This window comes from Pseudomonas sp. GW821-FHT02H06, from assembly GCF_059421525.1.
On record NZ_JBWKVD010000017.1, the window covers coordinates 39,193 to 60,318 of the forward strand.

14 protein-coding genes are annotated in these 21,126 nt (G+C 61.6%); 6 read left to right on the top strand and 8 right to left on the bottom strand.

Annotated features, from left to right (window positions below):
- The 4 genes from AC07VF_RS22190 to gloB all read right to left on the bottom strand — a co-directional run bounded on the left by AC07VF_RS22190 (position 1) and on the right by gloB (position 6,361).
- Positions 1–1,896 (bottom strand): extracellular solute-binding protein, encoded by a 1,896-nt coding sequence (locus AC07VF_RS22190; RefSeq protein ID WP_495009558.1) that lies wholly within the window; start codon positions 1,894–1,896, stop codon positions 1–3.
- Positions 1,893–3,722 carry an extracellular solute-binding protein gene (locus AC07VF_RS22195; RefSeq protein WP_495009557.1) on the bottom strand — a complete coding sequence of 610 codons (1,830 nt, stop codon included), beginning with the start codon at positions 3,720–3,722 and terminating at the stop codon, positions 1,893–1,895. The genes AC07VF_RS22190 and AC07VF_RS22195 overlap by 4 nt, the downstream gene beginning before the upstream one ends.
- A gap of 146 nt (positions 3,723–3,868) precedes the next feature.
- Entirely contained in the window at positions 3,869–5,482 is a 1,614-nt protein-coding gene (locus AC07VF_RS22200) for a lytic transglycosylase (RefSeq protein ID WP_495009556.1), read from the bottom strand.
- A 99-nt stretch (positions 5,483–5,581) separates the two neighbouring features.
- On the bottom strand, positions 5,582–6,361 hold the full coding sequence (gene gloB, locus AC07VF_RS22205; RefSeq protein WP_495009571.1) for a hydroxyacylglutathione hydrolase: 780 nt from the start codon (positions 6,359–6,361) through the stop codon (positions 5,582–5,584).
- Positions 6,362–6,460: 99 nt separating this feature from the next.
- Between gloB and AC07VF_RS22210 the strand changes: the two genes are divergently transcribed.
- The 4 genes from AC07VF_RS22210 (at position 6,461) to AC07VF_RS22225 (ending at position 9,477) form a co-directional block, all read left to right on the top strand.
- Positions 6,461–7,219, top strand: coding sequence for a class I SAM-dependent methyltransferase (locus AC07VF_RS22210; protein WP_065986459.1), 759 nt, complete (start codon positions 6,461–6,463; stop codon positions 7,217–7,219).
- 46 nt (positions 7,220–7,265) lie between these two features.
- Complete coding sequence (gene rnhA / locus AC07VF_RS22215; protein ID WP_192174096.1) at positions 7,266–7,718, top strand: ribonuclease HI; 453 nt, start codon at positions 7,266–7,268, stop codon at positions 7,716–7,718.
- Between the two features lie 258 nt (positions 7,719–7,976).
- Positions 7,977–8,729 (top strand): DNA polymerase III subunit epsilon, encoded by a 753-nt coding sequence (gene dnaQ, locus AC07VF_RS22220; protein WP_495009570.1) that lies wholly within the window; start codon positions 7,977–7,979, stop codon positions 8,727–8,729.
- A 178-nt stretch (positions 8,730–8,907) separates the two neighbouring features.
- Positions 8,908–9,477 (top strand): GNAT family N-acetyltransferase, encoded by a 570-nt coding sequence (locus AC07VF_RS22225; protein ID WP_197984058.1) that lies wholly within the window; start codon positions 8,908–8,910, stop codon positions 9,475–9,477.
- A gap of 81 nt (positions 9,478–9,558) precedes the next feature.
- On the opposite strand, the gene AC07VF_RS22230 is transcribed toward AC07VF_RS22225, so the two are convergent.
- Complete coding sequence (locus AC07VF_RS22230; RefSeq protein ID WP_192174094.1) at positions 9,559–9,771, bottom strand: hypothetical protein; 213 nt, start codon at positions 9,769–9,771, stop codon at positions 9,559–9,561.
- A 331-nt stretch (positions 9,772–10,102) separates the two neighbouring features.
- On the opposite strand from AC07VF_RS22230, the gene AC07VF_RS22235 reads away from it, so the two are divergent.
- Both AC07VF_RS22235 and AC07VF_RS22240 read left to right on the top strand, forming a co-directional pair.
- Positions 10,103–10,666: an NADPH-dependent FMN reductase gene (locus tag AC07VF_RS22235; protein WP_282372575.1), complete on the top strand. Its 564-nt coding sequence runs from the start codon at positions 10,103–10,105 to the stop codon at positions 10,664–10,666.
- Positions 10,667–10,893: 227 nt separating this feature from the next.
- On the top strand, positions 10,894–16,191 hold the full coding sequence (locus tag AC07VF_RS22240) for a hypothetical protein (RefSeq protein WP_495009555.1): 5,298 nt from the start codon (positions 10,894–10,896) through the stop codon (positions 16,189–16,191).
- 57 nt (positions 16,192–16,248) lie between these two features.
- On the opposite strand, the gene AC07VF_RS22245 is transcribed toward AC07VF_RS22240, so the two are convergent.
- The 3 genes from AC07VF_RS22245 to egtB all read right to left on the bottom strand — a co-directional run bounded on the left by AC07VF_RS22245 (position 16,249) and on the right by egtB (position 20,894).
- A complete protein-coding gene (locus AC07VF_RS22245; protein WP_495009554.1) occupies positions 16,249–17,400 on the bottom strand; it encodes an acyl-CoA dehydrogenase family protein in 1,152 nt (383 codons plus the stop codon).
- Between the two features lie 3 nt (positions 17,401–17,403).
- Positions 17,404–18,501, bottom strand: coding sequence for an enoyl-CoA hydratase/isomerase family protein (locus tag AC07VF_RS22250; protein ID WP_192174091.1), 1,098 nt, complete (start codon positions 18,499–18,501; stop codon positions 17,404–17,406).
- 245 nt (positions 18,502–18,746) lie between these two features.
- Complete coding sequence (gene egtB, locus AC07VF_RS22255) at positions 18,747–20,894, bottom strand: ergothioneine biosynthesis protein EgtB (RefSeq protein WP_495009553.1); 2,148 nt, start codon at positions 20,892–20,894, stop codon at positions 18,747–18,749.
- Between the last annotated feature and the right edge of the window lie 232 nt (positions 20,895–21,126).

The window sequence follows — 21,126 nt, forward strand, 5'->3', positions numbered from 1 at the left end:
TTATTGCTCCGTGCCTTTTGATGACTCGGCGTCGGCCGGCACTTGATCTGGCGCGACTTGCACGGGAATGGCCGGCGTCGCGTCGGGTTTGACCCACCAGGTCACGGTGCCGATGTCGTACAGCGGGGTTTTGCCCGGGTGGCCCAAGTGATCCCAGTACGCCACGCGCCAGGTCTTGATGTGCCAGTTCGGGATCACGTAGTAGCCCCACAGCAGCGCACGGTCGAGGGCGCGAGTGTGGTCGATCAGGCTCTGGCGCGAGTCGGCGTTGATCAAGCCGTTCACCAGCGTGTCCACCGCCGGGTCCTTGAGGCCGATCACGTTGTAGCTGCCCGGTTTGTCGGCGGCGGAGGAGTCCCAGTATTCGCGCTGTTCGTTACCCGGCGAGCTCGATTGCGGGAAACTGCCGACGATCATGTCGTAGTCCCGTGAGCGGCGGCGGGTGATGTACTGGGAGACGTCGACCCGACGGATTTCCAGGTCGATACCGATGTCGGCCAGGTTACGTTTATACGGCAGCAACACGCGCTCGAATTCGGTCTGGGCGAGCAAAAACTCGATGGTGACGGGCTTGCCTTCGGTGTCGACCATCTTGTCGCCGACGATCCTCCAGCCGGCTTCCTTGAGCAACTGGAACGCCTTGCGCTGCTGCTCGCGGATGATGCCGCTACCATCGGTGACCGGCAGCTTGAATTCCTCGGTGAACACCGATTCCGGCAGCTTGCCGCGCAGGGGTTCGAGGATCTTCAGCTCGGCCGGCGTCGGCAGGCCTTTGGCGCCCATGTCGGAATTGTCGAAATAGCTTTTGGTACGCGTATAGCTGCCGAAGAACAGCTGCTTGTTGGTCCACTCGAAGTCGAGCAACAGGCTGAGGGCCTGACGCACCCGCACGTCCTGAAACATCGGTTTGCGCAGATTGAAGATAAAGCCCTGCATGCCCTGGGGGTTGCCGTTGGGAATTTCTTCCTTGATCAGACGGCCCTGTCTGACAGCCGGAACGTCATAGGCCGTCGCCCAGTTCTTCGCCGCCATTTCCTGCCAGTAGTCGAAGGCACCGGCTTTCAGTGCTTCGAGGGCCACCGTGTTGTCGCGGTAGTAGTCAGTGGACAGCCGGTCGAAGTTGTAGAAGCCCTTGTTGATCGGCAGGTCCTTGCCCCAGTAATCCTTGACCCGCTCGTAGCGCACCGAGCGCCCGGCCTTGACCTCGACCACCTTGTACGGCCCGCTGCCCAGCGGAATTTCCAGGTTGCCCTTGCTGAAGTCGCGGGTAGCCCACCAATGTTTTGGCAACACCGGCAACTGGCCGAGGATCAGCGGCAGCTCGCGGTTGTCGTTGTGCTTGAACTTGAACAGCACCGTGGTCGGGTTTTCGGCGACGGCCTGTTCGACGTCCGCGTAATAGCTGCGGTACAGCGGCGAGCCGTCCTTGATCAGGGTCTCGAAGCTGAACACCACGTCTTCGGCGCGAACCGGATGGCCGTCGTTGAATTTCGCTTCGGGGCGCAGGTAGAAACGCACCCAGCTGTTGTCCGGGGCTTTTTCGATCTTGCCGGCGATCAGGCCGTACTCGGTGAACGGCTCGTCCAGGCCCTGGCGGGCGAGGGTGTCGTAGATCAGGCCGATGTCGTCGGCAGGCACGCCCTTGCTGATGAACGGGTTGAGGCTGTCGAAGCCGCCAAAACCGGCGCTGCGCAGAATGCCGCCTTTGGGCGCGTCCGGGTTCACGTAATCGAAGTGCTTGAAATCGGCCGGGTATTTCGGCGCTTCGTTGTACAGGGTGATGGCGTGTTGCGGAGCCGCCTGGGCTGCACCGGTCACGCCCAGCAGCAGCGGGGCGAGGACGAACGGACTCAGAAACAGGCCGCCGGCGCGGGTCAGGGAGCGCAGGGCAGTCATTGGGTTTTCTCCGAAGGCTTGAGCCACCACGCACGCAGACCCAGGGTGTAGGGCGGGGTGGTGACCATGGCGAACCGGTTGCGGTACGCCAGACGATGATTATTGAGGTACCAGTTGGGGATCATGTAGTGCTGCCACAGCAACACGCGATCCAGGGCGCGAGTGGCCGCCACCTGGTCATCCCGGGTTTTTGCCGCCAGCAACTGGTTGAGCAGGTTGTCGACCACCGGGTTGGCAACACCCGCGTAATTTTTGCTGCCTTTGATGTTGGCCTGGCTGGAATGGAAATACTGCCATTGCTCCAGCCCCGGACTGAGGGTCTGGTTCAGGGTCATCAGAATCATGTCGAAATCGAACTGGTCCAGCCGCTGTTTGTATTGGGCGCGGTCGACGGTGCGCAGGTGCGCGTCGACGCCGATCCGCGTGAGGTCTTCGATGTAAGGCTGCAGGATTCGTTCTAGGTTGGGATTGACCAGAAGTATTTCGAAACGCAACGGCTGCCCGGCACTGTTGGTCAGGCCGCGCTCGGTGAATGTCCAGCCCGCGTCGGCCAGCAGCCCCAGCGCCTTGCGAATGGAATCCCGGGGCACGCCGCCGCCGTCGGTTTTCGACACTTCGAAGGGCTGGGTGAACAGCTTGGCCGGCAATTGCTCGCGGTAGGGCGCGAGCATGAGGAATTCGCGGCCGGCGGGCAGTCCGCTGGAAGTGAATTCGCTGTTGGGGTAGTAGCTCGTCGAGCGCATGTAGGCGTCGTTGAACAGCGTGCGGTTGGTCCACTCGAAGTTGAACATCAGCCCCAGGGCTTCGCGCACGCGGATGTCGGCGAACGCGCCGCGACGGGTGTTCATGAACAGCCCTTGAGTCTGGGTGGGGATCTGGTGCGGGATTTGCGCCTTGATCACCTTGCCCTCGGTCACCGCCGGGAAGTCATAACCGGTGAGCCAGTTCTTCGCCTGATGCTCGATGTAGATGTCGAACTCACCGGCCTTGAACGCTTCGAACGCCACGTCGGCGTCGCGGTATAACTCCACCTCGACGCGGTTGAAGTTGTACTTGCCGCGATTGACCGGCAGGTCCTTGCCCCAGTAATCCTTCACGCGTTCAAACACCAGACTGCGCCCCGGCCGCACCTGGGTGATGCGATAGGGGCCGCTGCCCAACGGAGGCTCGAAGGAGGTGGCCTTGAAGTCGCGGTTCTTCCAGTAATGCTGCGGTAGAACCGGCAGCTCGCCGAGGCGCAGAATCAGTAATGGATTGCCGGAGCGCTTGAACACGAAACGAATGCGGTGGCGGTTGAGGATGTCCACCCGCTGCACTTCCTGCAACGCGGTGCGGTACTGCGGGTGACCGTCCTTCAGCAGCGTTCTGTAGGAAAACGCCACGTCGTAGGCGGTAATCGGCTTGCCGTCGTGGAAGCGTGCTTCGGGGCGCAGGTTGAACACCACCCAGCTGCGGTCGTCGCTGTATTCGACGGTTTTGGCGATCAGGCCATAACTGGAGGTGGGTTCATCACCGGAGGGGTCGTACTGGCCGGTGCCGACCATCAGCGGTTCGTTCAACTCGCTGACGCCATACTGGCCGAAATTGGGCGTCGAAATCGGGCTGCTGCCCTTGAAGGTGTAGGGATTGAGGGTGTCGAACGTGCCGTTGGCCATGATTCGCAGGGTGCCAGCCTTCGGCGCCTCAGGATTGACCCAGTCGAAATGCGTGAAGCTGGCAGGGTACTTGAGGACGCCGAATTGTGCGTAACCATGGCTTTCGCTGATGGTCGCGGCGGCTGTCGTGCTCAAGACCAGGCTGAAAGTCAGCAGCAGGTGACGTATCAAGTCGGCGGTCGATCCAGGCAGCGGTCGGTCACAGTAACAGCTTGTATCGGCTGGAAAAAGGGTGGTGCGGGCGGCTGGAGGGTGCCGACCTGGGCGAGAGCCTGGGGGAGCGAGGTGGCTCCCACGAGGTCGCGGCGGGCGCTAGATCAATGGGGCAAATAAACCGTTAACGTCTGCCCTGGCTTGAGCGCCTGGCCGCTGCGCGGATTCCAGCGCTTGAGGTGCTGCATTTCGACGTTGAAGCGCTTGGCGACGAGGTACATCGAATCGCCTTTCTGAATCTTGTACTGCATTGACTTCTTGCCGGCGTCCTCGCCCCTGGCGCTGCTGTCGGCTTTGGCTACGGCACGGGAGCTCGCTTTCGCCGGTTTGCTGTTGTCCTGCATGACCAGCGTTTGGCCTACCTTAAGGTTCTGGCCGGACAGCTTGTTCCAGTGCTGCAAATCCTTGACGTCGACCTTATTGATGCGCGCGATCTGCACCAGGTTGTCGCCCTTCTTCACCCTGTAGCTGCGGGTGCGCGCGGGCTTCTCGTCCACCTCGGCAACTTCTTCGAACACCGGCATCGCATATTGCATGCCCGGTTGCACCGGAATCGTCAGCGCCTGGCCGCGTTTCACCTGGTTGCCGGACAGCTTGTTGATGTCCTTGAGGGTGCTGGTCGAGACCTTGTAGCGGCTGGCGATGCTGGCCAGGCTGTCGCCCGGGCGTACGCGGTATTGCTGCCAGTCGACCAGCTCTTCGGGCTTCATGTTCGACAGGTTCGCCGTCAGCAACTGGGATTTCGACGTGGGCACCAGCAAGTGCTGAGGGCCGTCGATGGTCAGGCGCTTCTTGAACGCAGGGTTGAGCTGCACCAGCTCGTCTTCGTCGATGTTCGCCATGGCGGCGACTTTCGACAGGTCCATGCGCTGATTCAGCTCGACCACCTGGAAGTAGGGCTTGTTGTCGATCGGGTTGAGGTTGACGCCATAGGCGTCCGGCGACATGACCACTTGGGACAGCGCCAGCAGTTTCGGCACGTAGTCGCGGGTTTCCTGCGGCAGCGGCAGGTTCCAGTAATCAGTGGGCAGGTTGAGCTTTTCGTTGCGTTCGATGGCGCGGCTGACCGTGCCTTCGCCGGCGTTATAGGCTGCCAGTGCCAGCAGCCAGTCGCCGTTGAACATGTCGTGCAGCTTGGTCAGGTAATCCAGCGCTGCCGTGGTGGACGCCGTGATGTCGCGGCGGCCATCGTAGAAATTGGTCTGGCGCAGGTTGAAGTAGCGGCCGGTGGACGGAATGAACTGCCAGATCCCCGCCGCATCGCTGCGAGACAAGGCCATCGGGTTGTAGGCGCTCTCGATCACCGGCAGCAGCGCCAGCTCGAGGGGCATGTTGCGCTCTTCCAATCGCTCGACGATGTAGTGCATGTACAAGCTGCCGCGGTTACCGGCCGTTTCGAGAAACGACGGGTTGTTCGCGTACCAGAGGCGTTGCTGATCGATGCGCGGGTTGAGGTCGTTGCCGTCTTGCAGCTGGAAACCCTGACGCATGCGCTCCCAGACATCATGGGGAGGGGCCAGCGGCACGGGTTTGCGCGCGATATAAACGGGTTTCGGTTTGGTGCTGGTGACGGGGTGAGCGGCGCTGGCGCCGTTGCCGGATTCCAGGCCGCCGGTGCTCTGGCAGCCTGCCAGTGTCGCGCTCGCGACCACCGCGATTGCCTGGGCCAACCGAGTCAATGTGTCGGAATTGAAGGTTTTACGCATAGATGACGACATTGGCTGGGGGATAGTTCCAGGCGAAAATGTCGGGCGATTCTAGAAAGTGGCTGCTGAACGGTCAACCTTTCAGAATTTCCGTGCTGATTCGCCGCCTGTTTAGAACTTATCTTTCCATGCCCGCAGCACCGCAAAGACCTCTGTGGGCGTTGCGTTGTGGGTTCCGCTCCGTTCGTCTGCTTTTTGTTTCACGGAGATGACGGAGGCTCGCAGAAACGGATTGGTCTTGCGCTCGAGCGCCAGCGTCGACGGCACGCTGATGCGATTTTGCGCACGCCATTGCGTCACTTGCTCGAAGCGTTCCACTACGTCGGCATTCTCCGGCTCGACCGCGACGGCAAAGCGCAGATTGCTCAGTGTGTATTCGTGGGCGCAGTAGACAAGGGTGCTGTCGGGCAGCTCGGCGAGCCGGCTCAGGGAGTGATGCATCTGCTGCGGGGTGCCTTCGAACAACCGCCCGCAACCCGCCGCGAACAGCGTGTCGCCGCAGAACAGCAGCGGCTGTTGCGCGTCGGCGTGGTAAAAGGCGATGTGGCCCAGGGTGTGGCCGGGGACTGCATGGACGGCAAATGTCAGGCCGAGTACGGTGAGCTGGTCGTTGTCGGACTGGGCCACGTCCCGCGCCGGAATGTTCTCATTGACCGGGCCGTAGACCTTGGCGCCGGTGAGCGTTTTAAGTTGCGCGACGCCGCCGGTGTGGTCCGCGTGGTGATGGGTGATGAGAATGTCGGTCAGGCGCCAGTCCGGGTTGCGTTCCAGCCAGGCAATGACGGGGGCAGCATCACCCGGGTCAACCACGGCGCAGCGCTTGACGGCATTGTCTTGTAACAACCAGATGTAGTTATCGCTGAAAGCGGGCAGGGCATCGACCTGTATCATGGCGCGGTTCGCTTGGCTGGAAACATAGAGAAGCATCTTAGGGTCTGAACAGACTCGAGGCGAGTCTCTATCGCAATGACCCTCTCATGGAGACCGGAAATGACCGATGAAGCGTTCGCCCAGGCCGATCCTGAATGGCTTGAGCTGATCAGCGCCGCCCGCGACTGGCTGTCCGGGCCCTTGGGGCAGTTGTTGCTGGAAGAAGAAAGCCGCGTGCTGGAGCAAGAGCTCGAACGTTTTTTTGGCGGCTATCTGGTGCATTACGGCCCGTCGGCACAAACGCCGCCAGCGGCGAAACAAGTTCAGCGCAATGTGCGGCTGGGCGCGCCGTTGCCGGGCGTTGAAATTGTCTGCGAAGAGCAGGCCTGGCCGTTGAGCGAACACGCCGCGGATGTGGTGGTCATGCAGCATGGCCTGGATTTCTGCCTGTCGCCCCACGGCCTGTTGCGCGAAGCCGCCAGCAGCGTGCGTCCCGGCGGGCACTTGGTGATCGTCGGGATCAATCCCTGGAGCACCTGGGGCATTCGTCATTTCTTTGCCAACGATGCCTTGCGCAGGGCCCGCTGCATCTCGCCTTCACGGGTCGGCGACTGGCTCAACCTGCTGGGCTTCGCGCTGGAGAAACGCCGCTTCGGGTGCTATCGTCCGCCGCTCGCTTCGCCCAAGTGGCAGGCCCGTCTGGCCGGACTCGAACGTCTCGGCGATGGCTGGCAAAGTCCCGGCGGCGGCTTCTATCTATTGATCGCGCGCAAGATGAGTGTCGGATTGCGGCCTGTGCGCATGCCGCGTCGCGAGCCGATGGGCAAACTGCTGCCGTTGCCCATGGCCAAGGTCAATCGGCGCACGCCCGAGCCTTGATTGTCCGGCCGGCGCCACGCTTTCTCAATTTTCTGGAAACATCGTAATGAGCGATACCGTAGAACTCTTCACCGATGGCGCCTGCAAGGGCAACCCGGGCCCTGGCGGCTGGGGTGCGTTGCTGGTGTGCAAAGGCGTTGAAAAAGAACTCTGGGGCGGTGAAGCCAACACCACCAATAACCGTATGGAGCTGCTCGGCGCCATTCGCGGGCTCGAAGAGCTGAAGCGGCCGTGTGAAGTGATCCTGGTGACCGACTCGCAGTACGTGATGAAAGGCATCACCGAGTGGATGACCAACTGGAAGAAGCGCGGCTGGAAGACAGCGGCGAAGGAACCGGTTAAAAACGCCGATCTGTGGAAGCAGCTGGACGAGCAGGTCAGCCGGCACAACGTGAGCTGGAAGTGGGTGCGCGGGCATATCGGCCATCCCGGCAACGAACGCGCCGACCAGTTGGCGAACCGTGGGGTGGATGAAGTGCGCGGTATCAAGCACGGCTGATGGCTGAGTCCTGCGCGGGATCTCCGTCGTCCAGATGCTGCGCGGTCGTGGAGCAAACACGGACCCTGTGGGAGTGAGCTTGCTCACGAATGCGGCATTCCGGCTGCTAGAGATTGAGTGGAGGCACTGACCTCTTCGCGAGCAAGCTCACTCCCACACTGGCAGGTGCGGTCTGGCAAGGCCGCCCACATCCCAAAACCCCCATGCTAATATCCGCGCCTGAAGCTGAGGCGGTAGGCAATGACTGTACAAAACATCATCACTGAACGAAGGGTTGTCCTCGATACCGAGACCACCGGTATGCCCGTCACCGATGGCCATCGGGTCATCGAAATCGGCTGCGTCGAGCTGGTTGGCCGGCGTCTGACCGGGCGGCATTTCCACGTTTACCTGCAACCGGACCGGGAGAGTGACGAGGGCGCCATCGGCGTTCACGGCATCACCGACCAGTTCCTGATCGGCAAACCGCGTTTTGCCGAAGTCGCCGACGAATTCTTCGAGTTCATCAAAGGCGCTCAGCTGATCATCCACAACGCGGCGTTCGACGTCGGCTTTCTGAACAACGAATTCGCCCTGATCGGCCAGCACGATCGCGCCAACCTCAGCAGCTACTGCACCATCCTCGACACGTTGGCCATGGCCCGCGAGCGGCATCCGGGCCAGCGCAATAGCCTCGACGCCCTGTGCAAACGCTACGACGTCGACAACTCCGGCCGCGAACTGCACGGCGCCTTGCTCGACTCCGAGATTCTCGCGGAAGTCTATCTGGCGATGACCGGTGGCCAGACGACCCTGTCGCTGGCCGGCAACAACGATGGAGAGGGCGGCGCTGATCGTCCTTCCGAGATCCGCCGGATCGCCAACCGCACGCCGGGCCGCATCATCGTCGCCAGCGAGGCCGAGCTGGCGGAGCACGAAGCGCGTCTGGCCGTGATCGCCAAATCCGCGGGTGCTCCGGCCCTGTGGACCCAGTTGCTCGAAGCGCAGACCCAGGCCCAGGCTGAAGCCTGAAGGCGGCAGCGGCTCACTCGCGGAGCAAACGCAGTAAGTGTGGGAGTGAGCTTGCTCACGAAGACGGTATTTCAGGCGCTACGGATGTTCCGGATGTAAGGGCCTCTTCGCGAGCAAGCTCGCTCCCACGAGTCATCAGTCGGCAGATACATCTGCGGTTGTTCGATGAGAGAGGCCCATGGTGAACACGTCCAGCCCGACTTTCAGCATTCGTGTCGCTGACGAGTGCTTCGAGGATTACATCCTCAACAGCGAATTCACGTTCACCGTTACCGGTTATGCCCGGGTGCAGATCGGCGAGCCCGTGGCGCAGTGGCCCGTCGAACCTGTCGAGCCCTACCTGAAAAACTACGGTATCGATTCCGAAGAGTTCTGCCATTATCGGGACGCCGCCGACAGCACTGTGCTGGTGGCCTGGCTCGATGAACAGCCGGTCGGGCATGTGGTGGTCAGCCAGCACTGGAACGGTTTCGCTCACATCGACGAGTTGGCGGTCGACAACGGCGCGCGGCGCAATGGCGTGGCGCAAAAGCTGCTGGACGTGGCGCAGTTCTGGAGCCGCAAGCGTGGTCTGCCGGGCATCACCCTGGAAACCCAGAACAATAATCTGGCGGCGTGTCGGTTATATGAGCGCTACGGATTTGTGGTCGGCGGGGTGGATCATCTGCGTTATCGCGCGATAGATCCGGGTACGCAAGAGGCGGCGATTTTCTGGTATCTGCTGTTCGACGGGCCTGTCGTCGATTGAAGCTGCAAGCCCTGATGGCCTGACTCGTGGCCGCGCGACGTGAGCGGCCTATGTGTAAAGAGCCGGGCTTGCAGCAGCGCCTCAGCGCTCTCTTGTCAGTACGACCTTGCTTTGAATCAACTCGAATTCCTCTCCGCTCAAGTGCTTGACGCGGTCGCCAATGGCCAGGCGATAAGTTGAAACGGGCTCCTTGCCATCAGCCTCGTCGGGCTGTGATTCACGGAATTCATGCACCGAGTAAACGCGTCCCTCCGCGTCCCGCGCATGAAATTGCCCAACTAGAACTGAAGCCATTTGCTTTGTAACCTCTGGAAATAACTGCTCGTTTTCGCTCGCATCCTAACACCGCGAGTGAATAAACCGTGTCCGCTTGTAAGGTAATTCCCAAATTTCTATCAGGACCTTATTCGCCTAAGGCAGTCAGACCGCGGTTTTCAGGGGGAGTTTTCGGCCCTCGGAAAAATAGTCGCGAGCGCAGGTTGCGCGCCCCGCGCGGCGCACATGCACCGATAACCCACGCTACAGCATCGAACGCTTCGATGATTAGCAACGGAAAAACAACACAGAATTGCGCACCTGTTTCATCTATAACTGTTATCTCCTCCAACAGCAGAAGGTCCGTTTCATGAGCCAGGTTCATTCGATTGCAGTCATCGTCGGCAGCTTGAGGAAAGATTCCATCAACCGCAAAGTGGCCCGTGCACTGGCCGAACTGGCGCCGCCAAGCCTGAAACTGAGCATCGTCGAAATTGGCGACCTGCCGCTCTACAACGAAGACATCGACCATGATTCGCCGCCCGCCGCGTACACCGCCTTTCGTGAAGCCTTGCAGGGGGCAGACGGCTTTCTGTTCGTTACCCCGGAATACAACCGCTCGGTGCCGGGCGCGCTGAAGAACGCCATCGACGTCGGCTCGCGCCCCTACGGCAAAAGCGCGTGGGGCAGTGCGAAGCCGGCGGCGGTGGTCAGCGTTTCGCCAGGCGCCATCGGCGGTTTTGGCGCCAACCAGCACCTGCGCCAGTGCTTCGTGTTCCTCGACGTGCTGTGCATGCAGCAGCCGGAAGCGTACCTGGGCAACGCGGGCACCTTCTTTGACGAACAGGGCAAGCTGAACGAGAAAACCCGTCCGTTCCTGCAGAACATCATCGACGCCTTCGCCGGTCACGTTGAGCGCACGTCGAAAGCCTGATCGGCTGAACTGTCTTCCGATGAAAAGGCCTGCACGCCACTCGACGTGCAGGCCTTTCGCATTCATGGCCGGACGTCGCCGCGTCTTCGCCATTCAATCCTGAATTTCCCTCCCCGTGTACAGCGTTATGTACCGCAGTTGCGGTGGATTTCTTCCCTACGCTCCCAGCCTTTCCTGCCCCTGCCTGGCCGATGCCAGCCGCGGGCGTTTGTGCTCAAGGAGCTGCAATGCCTACCGTTACCACCACGTACTTCAACAGCGCGTCACTGCGACAGCGCTTTCTCGACGAAGTCGACCGCGCCGTTGCTGCCGGCGTGCTCCGCTCATCTGAACAGACCTGGCTTAAACGCGCGGCAGGCGCGATGGCCGCCGATGATCCCGATCCGGTCAGGGTCGATCGGTTGCTGCTCAATGACGGCCTGCCTACTTCGCTGGAACTCAGTGCTGCGCTGATGTTCAGCCACGGCCAGACCAGCGACCCACGGATATTCCTGTTCACGCTGGCGTCCGGCGTCGAAGCCTTCGACGGTCGCCAGCAGTTGCTGGAGGCGTTGCTCGGCCGGTTTGCAAACAACGACCCTTCGGCAGCGTTCGAGTACGAGAAAATCGACGACAACGTTTTTCAGGCCCAGATGCAGGCCATCGTCGAATATCAGGCAAATTCGGTCAGGCAGTTCACCGAGCGACTGAAGCTGACGCCAGACCTGGTCGGCGCTGTCACCTCCGCGTTGGCCCTGCAACTGCGTCGGCTCTTGCCGGATCAGCAGATTGATCCGGCGAGGCACCTCATGCGGATGGTGCAACCGGCTTTCGGTGCCGGCGACGAGCTTGTGCTGATGACCCAGACCCTGTCTCAAACGGCGTTTGAAGCGTTTTGCCATGCCGAGCAGGCGCCGGGCGTGACGCCGCAATTCCTGGATGCACAGGGCCGAGTGGTGAGCGAACGCGACGCACAATTGTTCGCTCAGGCCATAACCGACACGATGTCTGCGCTGCCGGACCAATTCGCCTGGCTGCTGCGTGATTACTGGAGCCAGCAACGCGGGACCGGTTCCTGCCGCGACGTGGCGGTCCAGGTCTACGCGACCAGCCTGTGCCATGAACTCTACCGTTACGGCCATGAGGGTAATCTCAGACGGCAGGAGCACGAAATGCTGAGGCCGCTGCTCATGTCCGGACCGCACTACATTTCGTCAGAAGCTCAGCTGCTCTGCAGACGTCTTGTGCTGCACCTGTCCGACGGAACAGCCACACAACTGGCCGGTACACTGGTTTTCGATTTCTCCCCGGCCGAGCTGCCGCTGCTGTGGTTTACCCCGGAGCACGGCCTGCGTCGATTCGCCAACCTGACGGCGCTGAGTGCGTTTTGCTCAACCCCGGAAGGACGCGAGATGTTGCGCCCGGTACTGGCCCTTGTAGACCAGCCGCTGTTACTGCGTGAAGGTCATTTGACCCTTACGCTGGATAGTATCGACGGGCCCTTGTTCCGCGAACGGGTGGACTCCGTCCTTGCGCTCCAGCTGCGTAACCTGCAGTACGTGACGGGGTTGTCGGCTGAGCCCGTGAAGGTCTCAGCGATGTATGACGATGCGCTGGACGTGCGTTACCTGATCGACCCGCGTCAGGTGCATTTCACGGCGGGGCGCTGGCGGCACGACCAACCGATGGACTTTGCTGCCGTCTGGTGCAGCAGCGCCAACGATGACCTGATTCAGGTCGTCCCGGCGCCAGAGCCTGACAGCGCCGTCCTTGAACCTTCCGCCTCCGGACCTTCCCGGCCCACTGCGCTACAGCCGTCGCCCCCGTCGTGGCTGGAGAGAACCCAGGTATCCGATGCCAGTGCGGCCCACCTGCGCCAGTTGGACAACTTTCTGGTCAGCTACGCCGAGCAGGCACTGCAAAGCTATCTATGCGCGGCTTCGGCACGCGGCCTGCGCGCGAGTGAGATACGGGTGCGCTGGCTGGAATCGCTGCCGGTTGCCGCCTCCGATGTCGAGCCGAGTTCTGTCGCCATCAGTGAGTCCTTACGCGCCACGTCAATGGATCTGGTGGCGCTGTTGCTTGAGCGCGTCAGTGGGCACCGTCCTGATCCCCTCTCGCACACGGCGCAGGTGCTGCTCACTTCTCAAGCTGCAGGGGCGCACCTTGATGTCGAACTGATTAACGTCATGCTCGAGCGCGTTGCTTCGGACTTCGTCGAGCGCTACCTCGACCGATTTGGACGATCGCGCACGGCCCTTGCGCGTCTGGGCGACAGGCAGCTGCAACCGGTTGCCATGGCGTTGGTGCTCAGGGAAGACGCGTTGCGCCTGGACCTGGCGCTGAGGCAGCGAATGGAGGTGGTCCCGAGCGAGGCGGCGCACATGGTCATGCAAGTGCTCAACGCGCCTGTCCGTGCGCAGAGATCAGAATCGGGCCTGTCGATGACCGAGGTGTTTTCGCTGTCGGTGGTATATGGATCCGGCGCCGAGGCCACCCTCAGCGATTCAATGGTGCTCTGGCAACCGCGGCGGACCGGTGCAGGTTTGATGTTCTGGAGCAGCGTGCAGGGCTGGGAGCATTTCGAATCCGTGCAGGCATTGACCGACAAACTAGGCAGTCGATTGCGCAGCGTGCACAGCGAGCGCTGGTTGGCTCTGGTGGGGGAGCGCGACCGTACGCTGTTGCGCAACCACCTGCGGGCGCAACCGGCGGAGCAGGTCCGCTTTGATTTCAGTCGCTGCAATGGCCATGCGATCGAGGCGTTGCAACAGACTGTGTTTAACCGCCAGTTACAGAACCTCCAGCAACTGTGCGCCCGTGCCCGGCGTTGTCGTTTTGAAGCCGGGCTGTTCACTCGCGTTGCCCGCGCCACCGAACTGGATGCGCAATTGGTCGACATGCTCGACGCTCTGGCGGTCCGGATCGACAACACATTGTTTGAAGAGCTGTTGCCGGACTGGTTCAAGTCTGCATCAGCCAGCGACATTCGTGCGTATAACGAGATATGGCGTCGTTTTTTTCTCGCCAGCGAAGGTGACGAGGATTTTCTCTTTGACCTCCCGACCCTGACTGAATACGCGCGCAGCAGGCTGTTGGATCAGCTGGGCAAGGATTTCCCCGAGCGCGATCTGGACCCTGACCAGATCACCGTTACCCAGCGTCGCTACGTCGCCGCGCCCCCCGGCGTTGGGCAGATCCCGTCAGCGATTCCCGCCGCCACCCTTGAGCACAGTGAGTCTCTCACTGATTACGCCATCAATCGCTTCGTTGATTTTCCAGAAGCGGCGTTGAGTATCCACTCCGCCGAATACCCCGATATCGGCCGCCTGATGACCCCGGACTATGTGCGCAGGACTGCCCGTGGGCTGGACGTCGGCGCAGGGTTCCGAACGCTGTTGCGGCAGACGTTGACTCCAGCGGACGTCAACTGGGGAAAGCGCAACACGCTGTTTGTCAATCAACTGCCACCGATGATGCAGGCGGTGGCGATGCAGCAGAAGCTGCAAGGAAAGCTGAGTCCCCGAGCCTGCGAATTCATCTCGCGGGTGGTTGAAATGCCCGACGGTATTGCCCGCGAACCGTTGGACGGTGAGCGCACGATCATCAGTACCCTGCGGCTGGTCGCCGATGAGGGAATGACGCCCGATGCTGTCAAGGGCGTTTACCTGATCTGTGCCGAGCACCCTGACAGCGGCCCGGTGATTTTGCACGCGGTGTTCCACCCGGATTTAGTTTTCCGCGAGTACGCCAGCCTGTCTGCACTGCTGGCCGATCTGCGCAGTGACGCAACGCTGCAACACCTGGTGCTCGAGCGACTGGACCCGGAGGTGCGCAAGCGATATGAGCACGGCGGGTTCATCGAGCCTCATCTGCCGTTCTTTGACCAGGGGCCGGGCGATGTGCCCACTCACACGCCTGGGCCGGTCACGGTTTCGCTGGCTGAAGAAAAAGGCAACTCGCTGCAGTTCATGTTCACCGACACCGTGAGCCTGCTGGTGGACATTGGCGCGTCCGATACGGTCACCACCGAGGAGGCCGATCAGGCGTCGCGCAAGTTTCTGGCTTCGCTGGGGTTGGAGCAGGCGCTGAGCATTGTGCCCGGCAAGTTTGCCGCCATGGTCGCGTTTTGGCAGAGCCATACGCTGTTTCGTGCATCGGCTGCGTCTGCGGCCGGGCGTCACTGGGGCGAGGCTATTTCCGAATTTTCTGCCGCGTTGGGCGTGATGGTGACGGCCAGGGAACAGGCCGAGAAGGACGAGCTGATCGGGGGCGATCTGGTCACGGACGAGGAGTTGACGCCGCCAGAGTTTTCCTGGGGCGGCGTCACACTCACCGCCGAGCAACTGAAGCGTTTGCAGGCGCTGGAAGCCCGAAACATCTCGCTGAAAGACCTGCGTCGCGATGAATTGCTAAGTTTGTTTATGGACCCCGCCAACGGAAAGGCCTATGCGGCGGTCGCCGGACGGGTCTATGAGGTGCGCCGCCAGGCCAAGGATGGCAGATGGATGATCATTGGCGCTGACCGCACACTCGGCCCGCGCCTCAGGCTGGATGACAATCAGCGCTGGCAGTTGGACATCGAGTCCGGTCTAAAGGGCGGGGGCGGCGCAATGACCAAGCTGCGCACACACGCGGCGGACGTCAGCGCCGATGACGTGTTGCTCATCGAAGCCAGTGGCATGCCCGAGATACGCAAGTTTTTTCGGGAACGCGCGCAGCATATCGGCGAGGCTCATCTGCAGGCCAAACGCTACCTTGAAAACGCTCTGGATAACCTGAACGTGCATGAGCCTGGGACTCCACTGCACCCGCGCGTCTCGCAGATCATCGGAGATTTTTTCGGTGTCAGTACGCCCGATCACGAGTTGCTGGTCGATACCGAACGCGCGATCAAGACGCTGTTCGATGAGGTCATGGATGCGTCGTTGTCGCCTTACTCATCGCCCCGGTTTGTGGTGGGCACCAACCGCGCGGGCCACGCAGCCACCATGGGCTTTGTGATCAAAAGAGACCCGAAAAAGCGCGTGTTCCTGACTGACCGGTATTTCGATGCGCCGCAGTTTCCGCTCACGCCCGAGGCGGCCACCCAAGGCTTCGATTGCCCGGCCCATTACCGCGCCGCGACGCTGATCCACGAACTCTCGCACCTGGCGCTCGATACCCACGACATTGCCTATCTGGAAAGCACGGCACCGTATCCGGACCTGTTGCAGGAAAACAACGCCAACAACATCAAGCTGAAAGCGGATATCCAGCTCATGCAAACCCATGGCCTGTCGCATCTGAGCGCAAGAGATGAGCTGTTTTTGCATTTGAAGGAGGGCGAATGGCGTGATTTCGATGAGGAAGAGGGCTTCGAGCATGATGCAATCCTGAAGCTCACCCGCAGCAAAACCATGGATGAAGCCCGTGAGGCGTTTCTCGGCGATGCACGCAAACGCAGTCGAGTTCTCCTGGCCAATGCCGATTCGGTGACCCTGCTTGTCCTCCAGTTGGGAAGACGCAGCTTTGTCGCGCCAAGCCCCGCGCCGGGCGGTCGTTGAGTGACAGACGCCGAGCCCTGAGGGGCTCGGCGTTTCTGGGGGGGAGGGGCGTGACCCTTACAGCGCGTAGTGCCGCAGCTCGCGGGCGATCAGCAAACGCTGGATTTCGCTGGAGCCTTCGTAGATCTGGGTGATCCGCGCGTCCCGGTAGTATTTCTCCACCGGATAATCCTCCAGATAGCCATAGCCGCCGTGGATTTGTATCGCTTTGGAGCAGACCCACTCGGCCATTTCCGAGGCGAACAGCTTGGCCTGGGACGCTTCGGACAGACAGGGTTTGCCGGCCGTTCTCAACCGCGCGGCGTGCAGGACCAAGAGGCGAGAAGCATTGATGCGGGTGTGCATGTCGGCCAGCAGATTGGCGATGCTCTGGTGCTCGATGATCGGCTTGTCGAACTGCACGCGGTCACGGGCGTAACCCAGTGCCGCCTCGAATGCCGCGCGAGCGATGCCCAGAGCCTGGGCAGCGATGCCGATGCGTCCGCCTTCCAGGTTTGATAGGGCGATGGACAGTCCTTTGCCCCGTTCACCCAACAGGTTTTCCGCCGGAATCCGGCAATCGCTCAGGGTCACGGCGCAGGTGTCGGAGGCGCGGATGCCCATCTTGTGTTCCATACGGTCGACGCGATAACCGGGGTTGTCGGTGGGCACCAGAAACGCTGACAGGCCGCGCTTGCCCAGGTCCGGGTCGGTGACGGCGAAGACAATTGCCAGCTGCGCGCGCTTGCCGTTGCTGACGAACTGCTTGGCGCCGTTGAGCACCCATTCGCCGTCTTTCAATTCGGCACGGGTGCGCAGGTTGTGGGCTTCGGAGCCGGCCTGGGGTTCGGTCAGGCAGAAGCAGCCGATGGCCTCTCCGCTGGCGAGCTTTTCCAGCCACTGTTGTTTCTGCCCGTCGCTGCCGTAGTTGAGCACCGGCCCGCAGCCCACTGAACTGTGCACGCTCATCAGCGTACCGGTGGCGCCGTCGGCGGCGGAGATCTCTTCGACCGCCAGCGCGTAGGCGACGTAGTCGATGTAGCTGCCGCCCCATTCGTCCGGGACGACCATCCCGAGCAGGCCCAGTTCGCCCATCTTCGCCACCAGCGCGTCGTCGATCCAGCCGGCTTGTTCCCAGGCCTGAGCATGGGGCGCGATTTCATTGCGCGCGAAGTCCCGCGCCATGTCGCGGATCATCACTTGCTCTTCGGTCAGTTCAAGATCTTGCATAGGTCACCCCTCATGACCGCTGAAGAAGCTTGCCACGTGCTCGGCATCCAATGCCTGCACGCTGGAAGGGCTCCAGTGCGGTTTCTTGTCTTTGTCGACGATCAAGGCACGAACGCCTTCGATCAAGTCACCCCTTTCAAACCACTGGCGGTCCAGATGCAGCTCCAGGGCGAAACAACGCTCCAGCGGCAGATGCCGGCCGCGGCGCAGCAGCTCCAGGGTGACCGCCATCGCCAGCGGTGAACGGGTTTGCATCAGATGCGCCGTGTCGAGGGCCCAGGCATGGGTGTCGTAGACGCTGACTTCTAGCAATTGTTCGATGATGCTCGGGACGTCCGGCAGGCCGAAGAAATGATCGATGGCCGGGCGCAGTTTTGCCAGCGGCGGCGCAGGCAAGTGCTGCACGCCGAGTTTCGCCAGCGCGCCCTGCAAGTCCTTGAGCGGGGTCAGGCTCCACTTCAGGTTATTGAGCTGCAGATCGAGGTCATTGAGGCGTTCGCTGTTGAGGTACCAGTCCGCCATCCCGCAATACAGCGCATCGGCGGCCTGGATCTGCACGCCCGTAACGCCCAGATAAATCCCCAACTCGCCGGGCACACGGGGCAGAAAGTAGCTGCCGCCCACGTCAGGGAAATAACCGATCGCCACTTCCGGCATCGCCAGACGGCTGCGCTCAGTGACCACGCGAAGGTCCGCGCCCTGGGCCAGGCCCATTCCACCGCCGAGCACGAAGCCGTCCATCAAGGCGACGACGGGTTTGCGGTAATGATGAAGGGTGAGGTCCAGCGCGTATTCTTCGACGAAGAAATCCAGGTGCTCGGTTCGGCCGGCCTGAAAGCTGTCGTACAGCGAGCGGATGTCGCCGCCGGCGCAGAAGGCCTTTTCGCCGGCACCGCGCAGGACCACGGCGTAAACGTTGTCATCCTTTGCCCAGGCGTCGAGCTGGTACTGCAGCTGCCGGACCATGTGCAGGTCGATGGCATTGAGGCCCTGGGGGCGGTTGAGGGTGAGGTGACCAATGTGATTGCGTACGTCGGACAGAACGCTCGCGCAGGCGGATTGCTGCGCCGCGTATTCGGCAGGTATGACCTGAGCCGTCATCGCTGACTCCCTGTTGATTATTGTTGTACTCAATCCCCGGCTGTACCGCCGGGGTCCGTGAGGGTGCTAACGGATGCTACCAGCGCCATTTTGCAAATGACAATGAAGTTTCCGGCAGGGATGAGCACATCAGCGCTGTCACGCCTGCAAGCTTACTCCCACAGGGTCCCCGTCTGCTGCGCCATCTGTGGTAGCCGAGCCACATTGGGAAATCCTGGAAGTTGAAGGATTTCCGTTGCCCCCTGTCATGCCTGCAAGCTGAACAACGCCGTTTGTGGCGCGTCGCTGATCCAGCATTCGCTGACGGTCCAGCCCGCACGCGCGGCCAGTTCGGTGAACGATTCAACCGTGAACTTGTGGGAGTTCTCGGTGTGCAGGCGTTCCCCGGCGGCGAAGCGGAAGGTGTGTCCGGCGACCGTGACGCTTTGCTGTTTGCGGCTGACCAGGTGCATTTCCATGCAGGCCTGTTCGGCGTTCCACACGGCCAGATGATCGAAGGCAGACACGTCGAAGTCGGCGTGCAGCTCGCGATTGATGCGGGTCAGCAGGTTCTTGTTGAACTGCGCGGTCACGCCGTCGGCGTCGTCGTACGCGGCCACCAGCGTCTGCTCATCCTTGACCAGATCGACACCGACGATGAAGTGGGCGTTTTCCCCCAGCACATCGTGGGCGCTGTGGAGGAAATCAACGGCCTGCTCGTGGCTGAAGTTGCCGATGGTGGAACCCGGAAAGAAACCCACGCGGGTGTGGCCGTCGGCTTCTTCAGGCAGGGTGAGCACCCGGGTGAAGTCGTCGACTTGTGGCGCGACGATCAGCGCCGGGTAACGCTGGCGCAATGACCGCGCGGCCTTGTTCAGTGCTGTCGCACTGATGTCGATCGGCACGTACACCGCGATGTGCGGCGCGGCATCCAGCACCAGACGGGTCTTCTCGCTGGCGCCACTGCCAAATTCCACCAGTGCTGCGCCCGCCGGAATGGTCGCAGCGATCTCGCCGGCGATGCGTTTCAGCAACCCGGTTTCGGCGCGCGTCGGGTAGTACTCAGGCGTTTCGCAGATGGCTTCGAACAGGTCGGAACCCGCAGCGTCATAGAAATACTTGGGCGACAGGGTTTTCTGAGCGGCGCCGAGACCGGCCACCACGTCGCGGGCGAATTCGCTGTCGTTCGGGTCAACCACGCCGGGTTGACGGCTATCACGGGCCAGGCGCAGGCCCGAAACCATCCAGCGTTTGTCGGCGTGGAAGAAGTTGCGGTAGGTCAGGCGGCAATGATCGGGCGACGTGACGCTGGCACCGCCGCGCAGGACCATCTGATTGACCATGAACTTGCCGTTGTACTCACCGACTGCGCCCACTGAGGGCTTGAAGCCGGGGTAGGCGCTGTAGGCACTTTGCGTCCACTGCCAGGCGACGTCGTCCACTTGCTCCAGCAAACCGGCGCGGGCGGCGGCTTCCCATTCGGCTTCGGTGGGCAGGCGCGCATCGGCCCATAGCGCAAACGCGGCGGCTTCGTAATAACTGATGTGCGTGACCGGCGCCGAAGGGTCGATCGACTCAAGGCCGCGCAGGCTCATGCGCTTCCAGCCGTTCTCGTCGTGCTGCCAGTACATGGGTGAATTCCAGCCGTTTTCCTGCACCAGGGTCCAGCCTTCGGACAGCCACAAGGCCGCGGTGTGATAGCCGCCGTCGGCAATAAAGCTCAGCCACTCACCGTTGGTCACCAGCCGGTCGCTGATTTCGAAGGACTGCAGATAGGTGGTGTGGCGAGGGCCTTCGTTGTCGAACGAAAAGCCGTCACCGTCGTGGCCGATTTCGGTCAGGCCGGCGCTCAGCGGCTTGAAATGACCACGACGGCCCGACAGGTCTTTCGGCCAGCGCGGGCTGTAGGCCGGTTTCAGCGACGACAGGCTGAACAGATGAAGGATGTCCATCAACAGCAGTTCCTGATGCTGCTCTTCGTGGGCCAGGCCGAGTTCGATCAGGCTGGTCATTTCGTCGCTGAGCGGCGTCATCAGCAGCGTCGTCATGTTTTCGTCGACGTGCCTGCGATAGGCCAGGACCTGATCGACGCTCGGCCGGGTCATCAGGCCGCGCTGCGGACGCGGATGACGCGGGCCAACAGCTTCGTAATAAGAGTTGAACAGGTAGCCGAACGTCGGATCGAACGCTTCGTAGGCCGGCAGGTTCGGCGCCAGCAGAAAGGTTTCGAAGAACCATGTGGTGTGCGCCATGTGCCATTTGGCCGGGCTGGCATCGGGCATCGACTGCACCACCATGTCCTCGGCGCTCAAGGGCTCGACCAGAAATTCGGTACGGTCGCGCACGCTCTGAAAGCGCTGGCACAGGGTGTGGGTGGAGGATGTTTCGCGAAGCTGGCGTAATTGGCGCGTCATCAGGTGCTCTCCGGCGTAGCCGATGCCCGGTGGACCCGGTGGAGTGATTCCACGCAGCCAGGCGGTACGGCGATTCAGGGTTTGAGGCGTGCGTTGTGCGGAATGTTCAACCGAAATATCCAAATGAAGGACGGCCACTTCCCACGAGTACGTTGATGCCTTGGATCATCAGCGTTTTGCATGGATTTAACGGCACGCACCGAGTGTAGTCCCGGCACGGGCTGATTCGCGC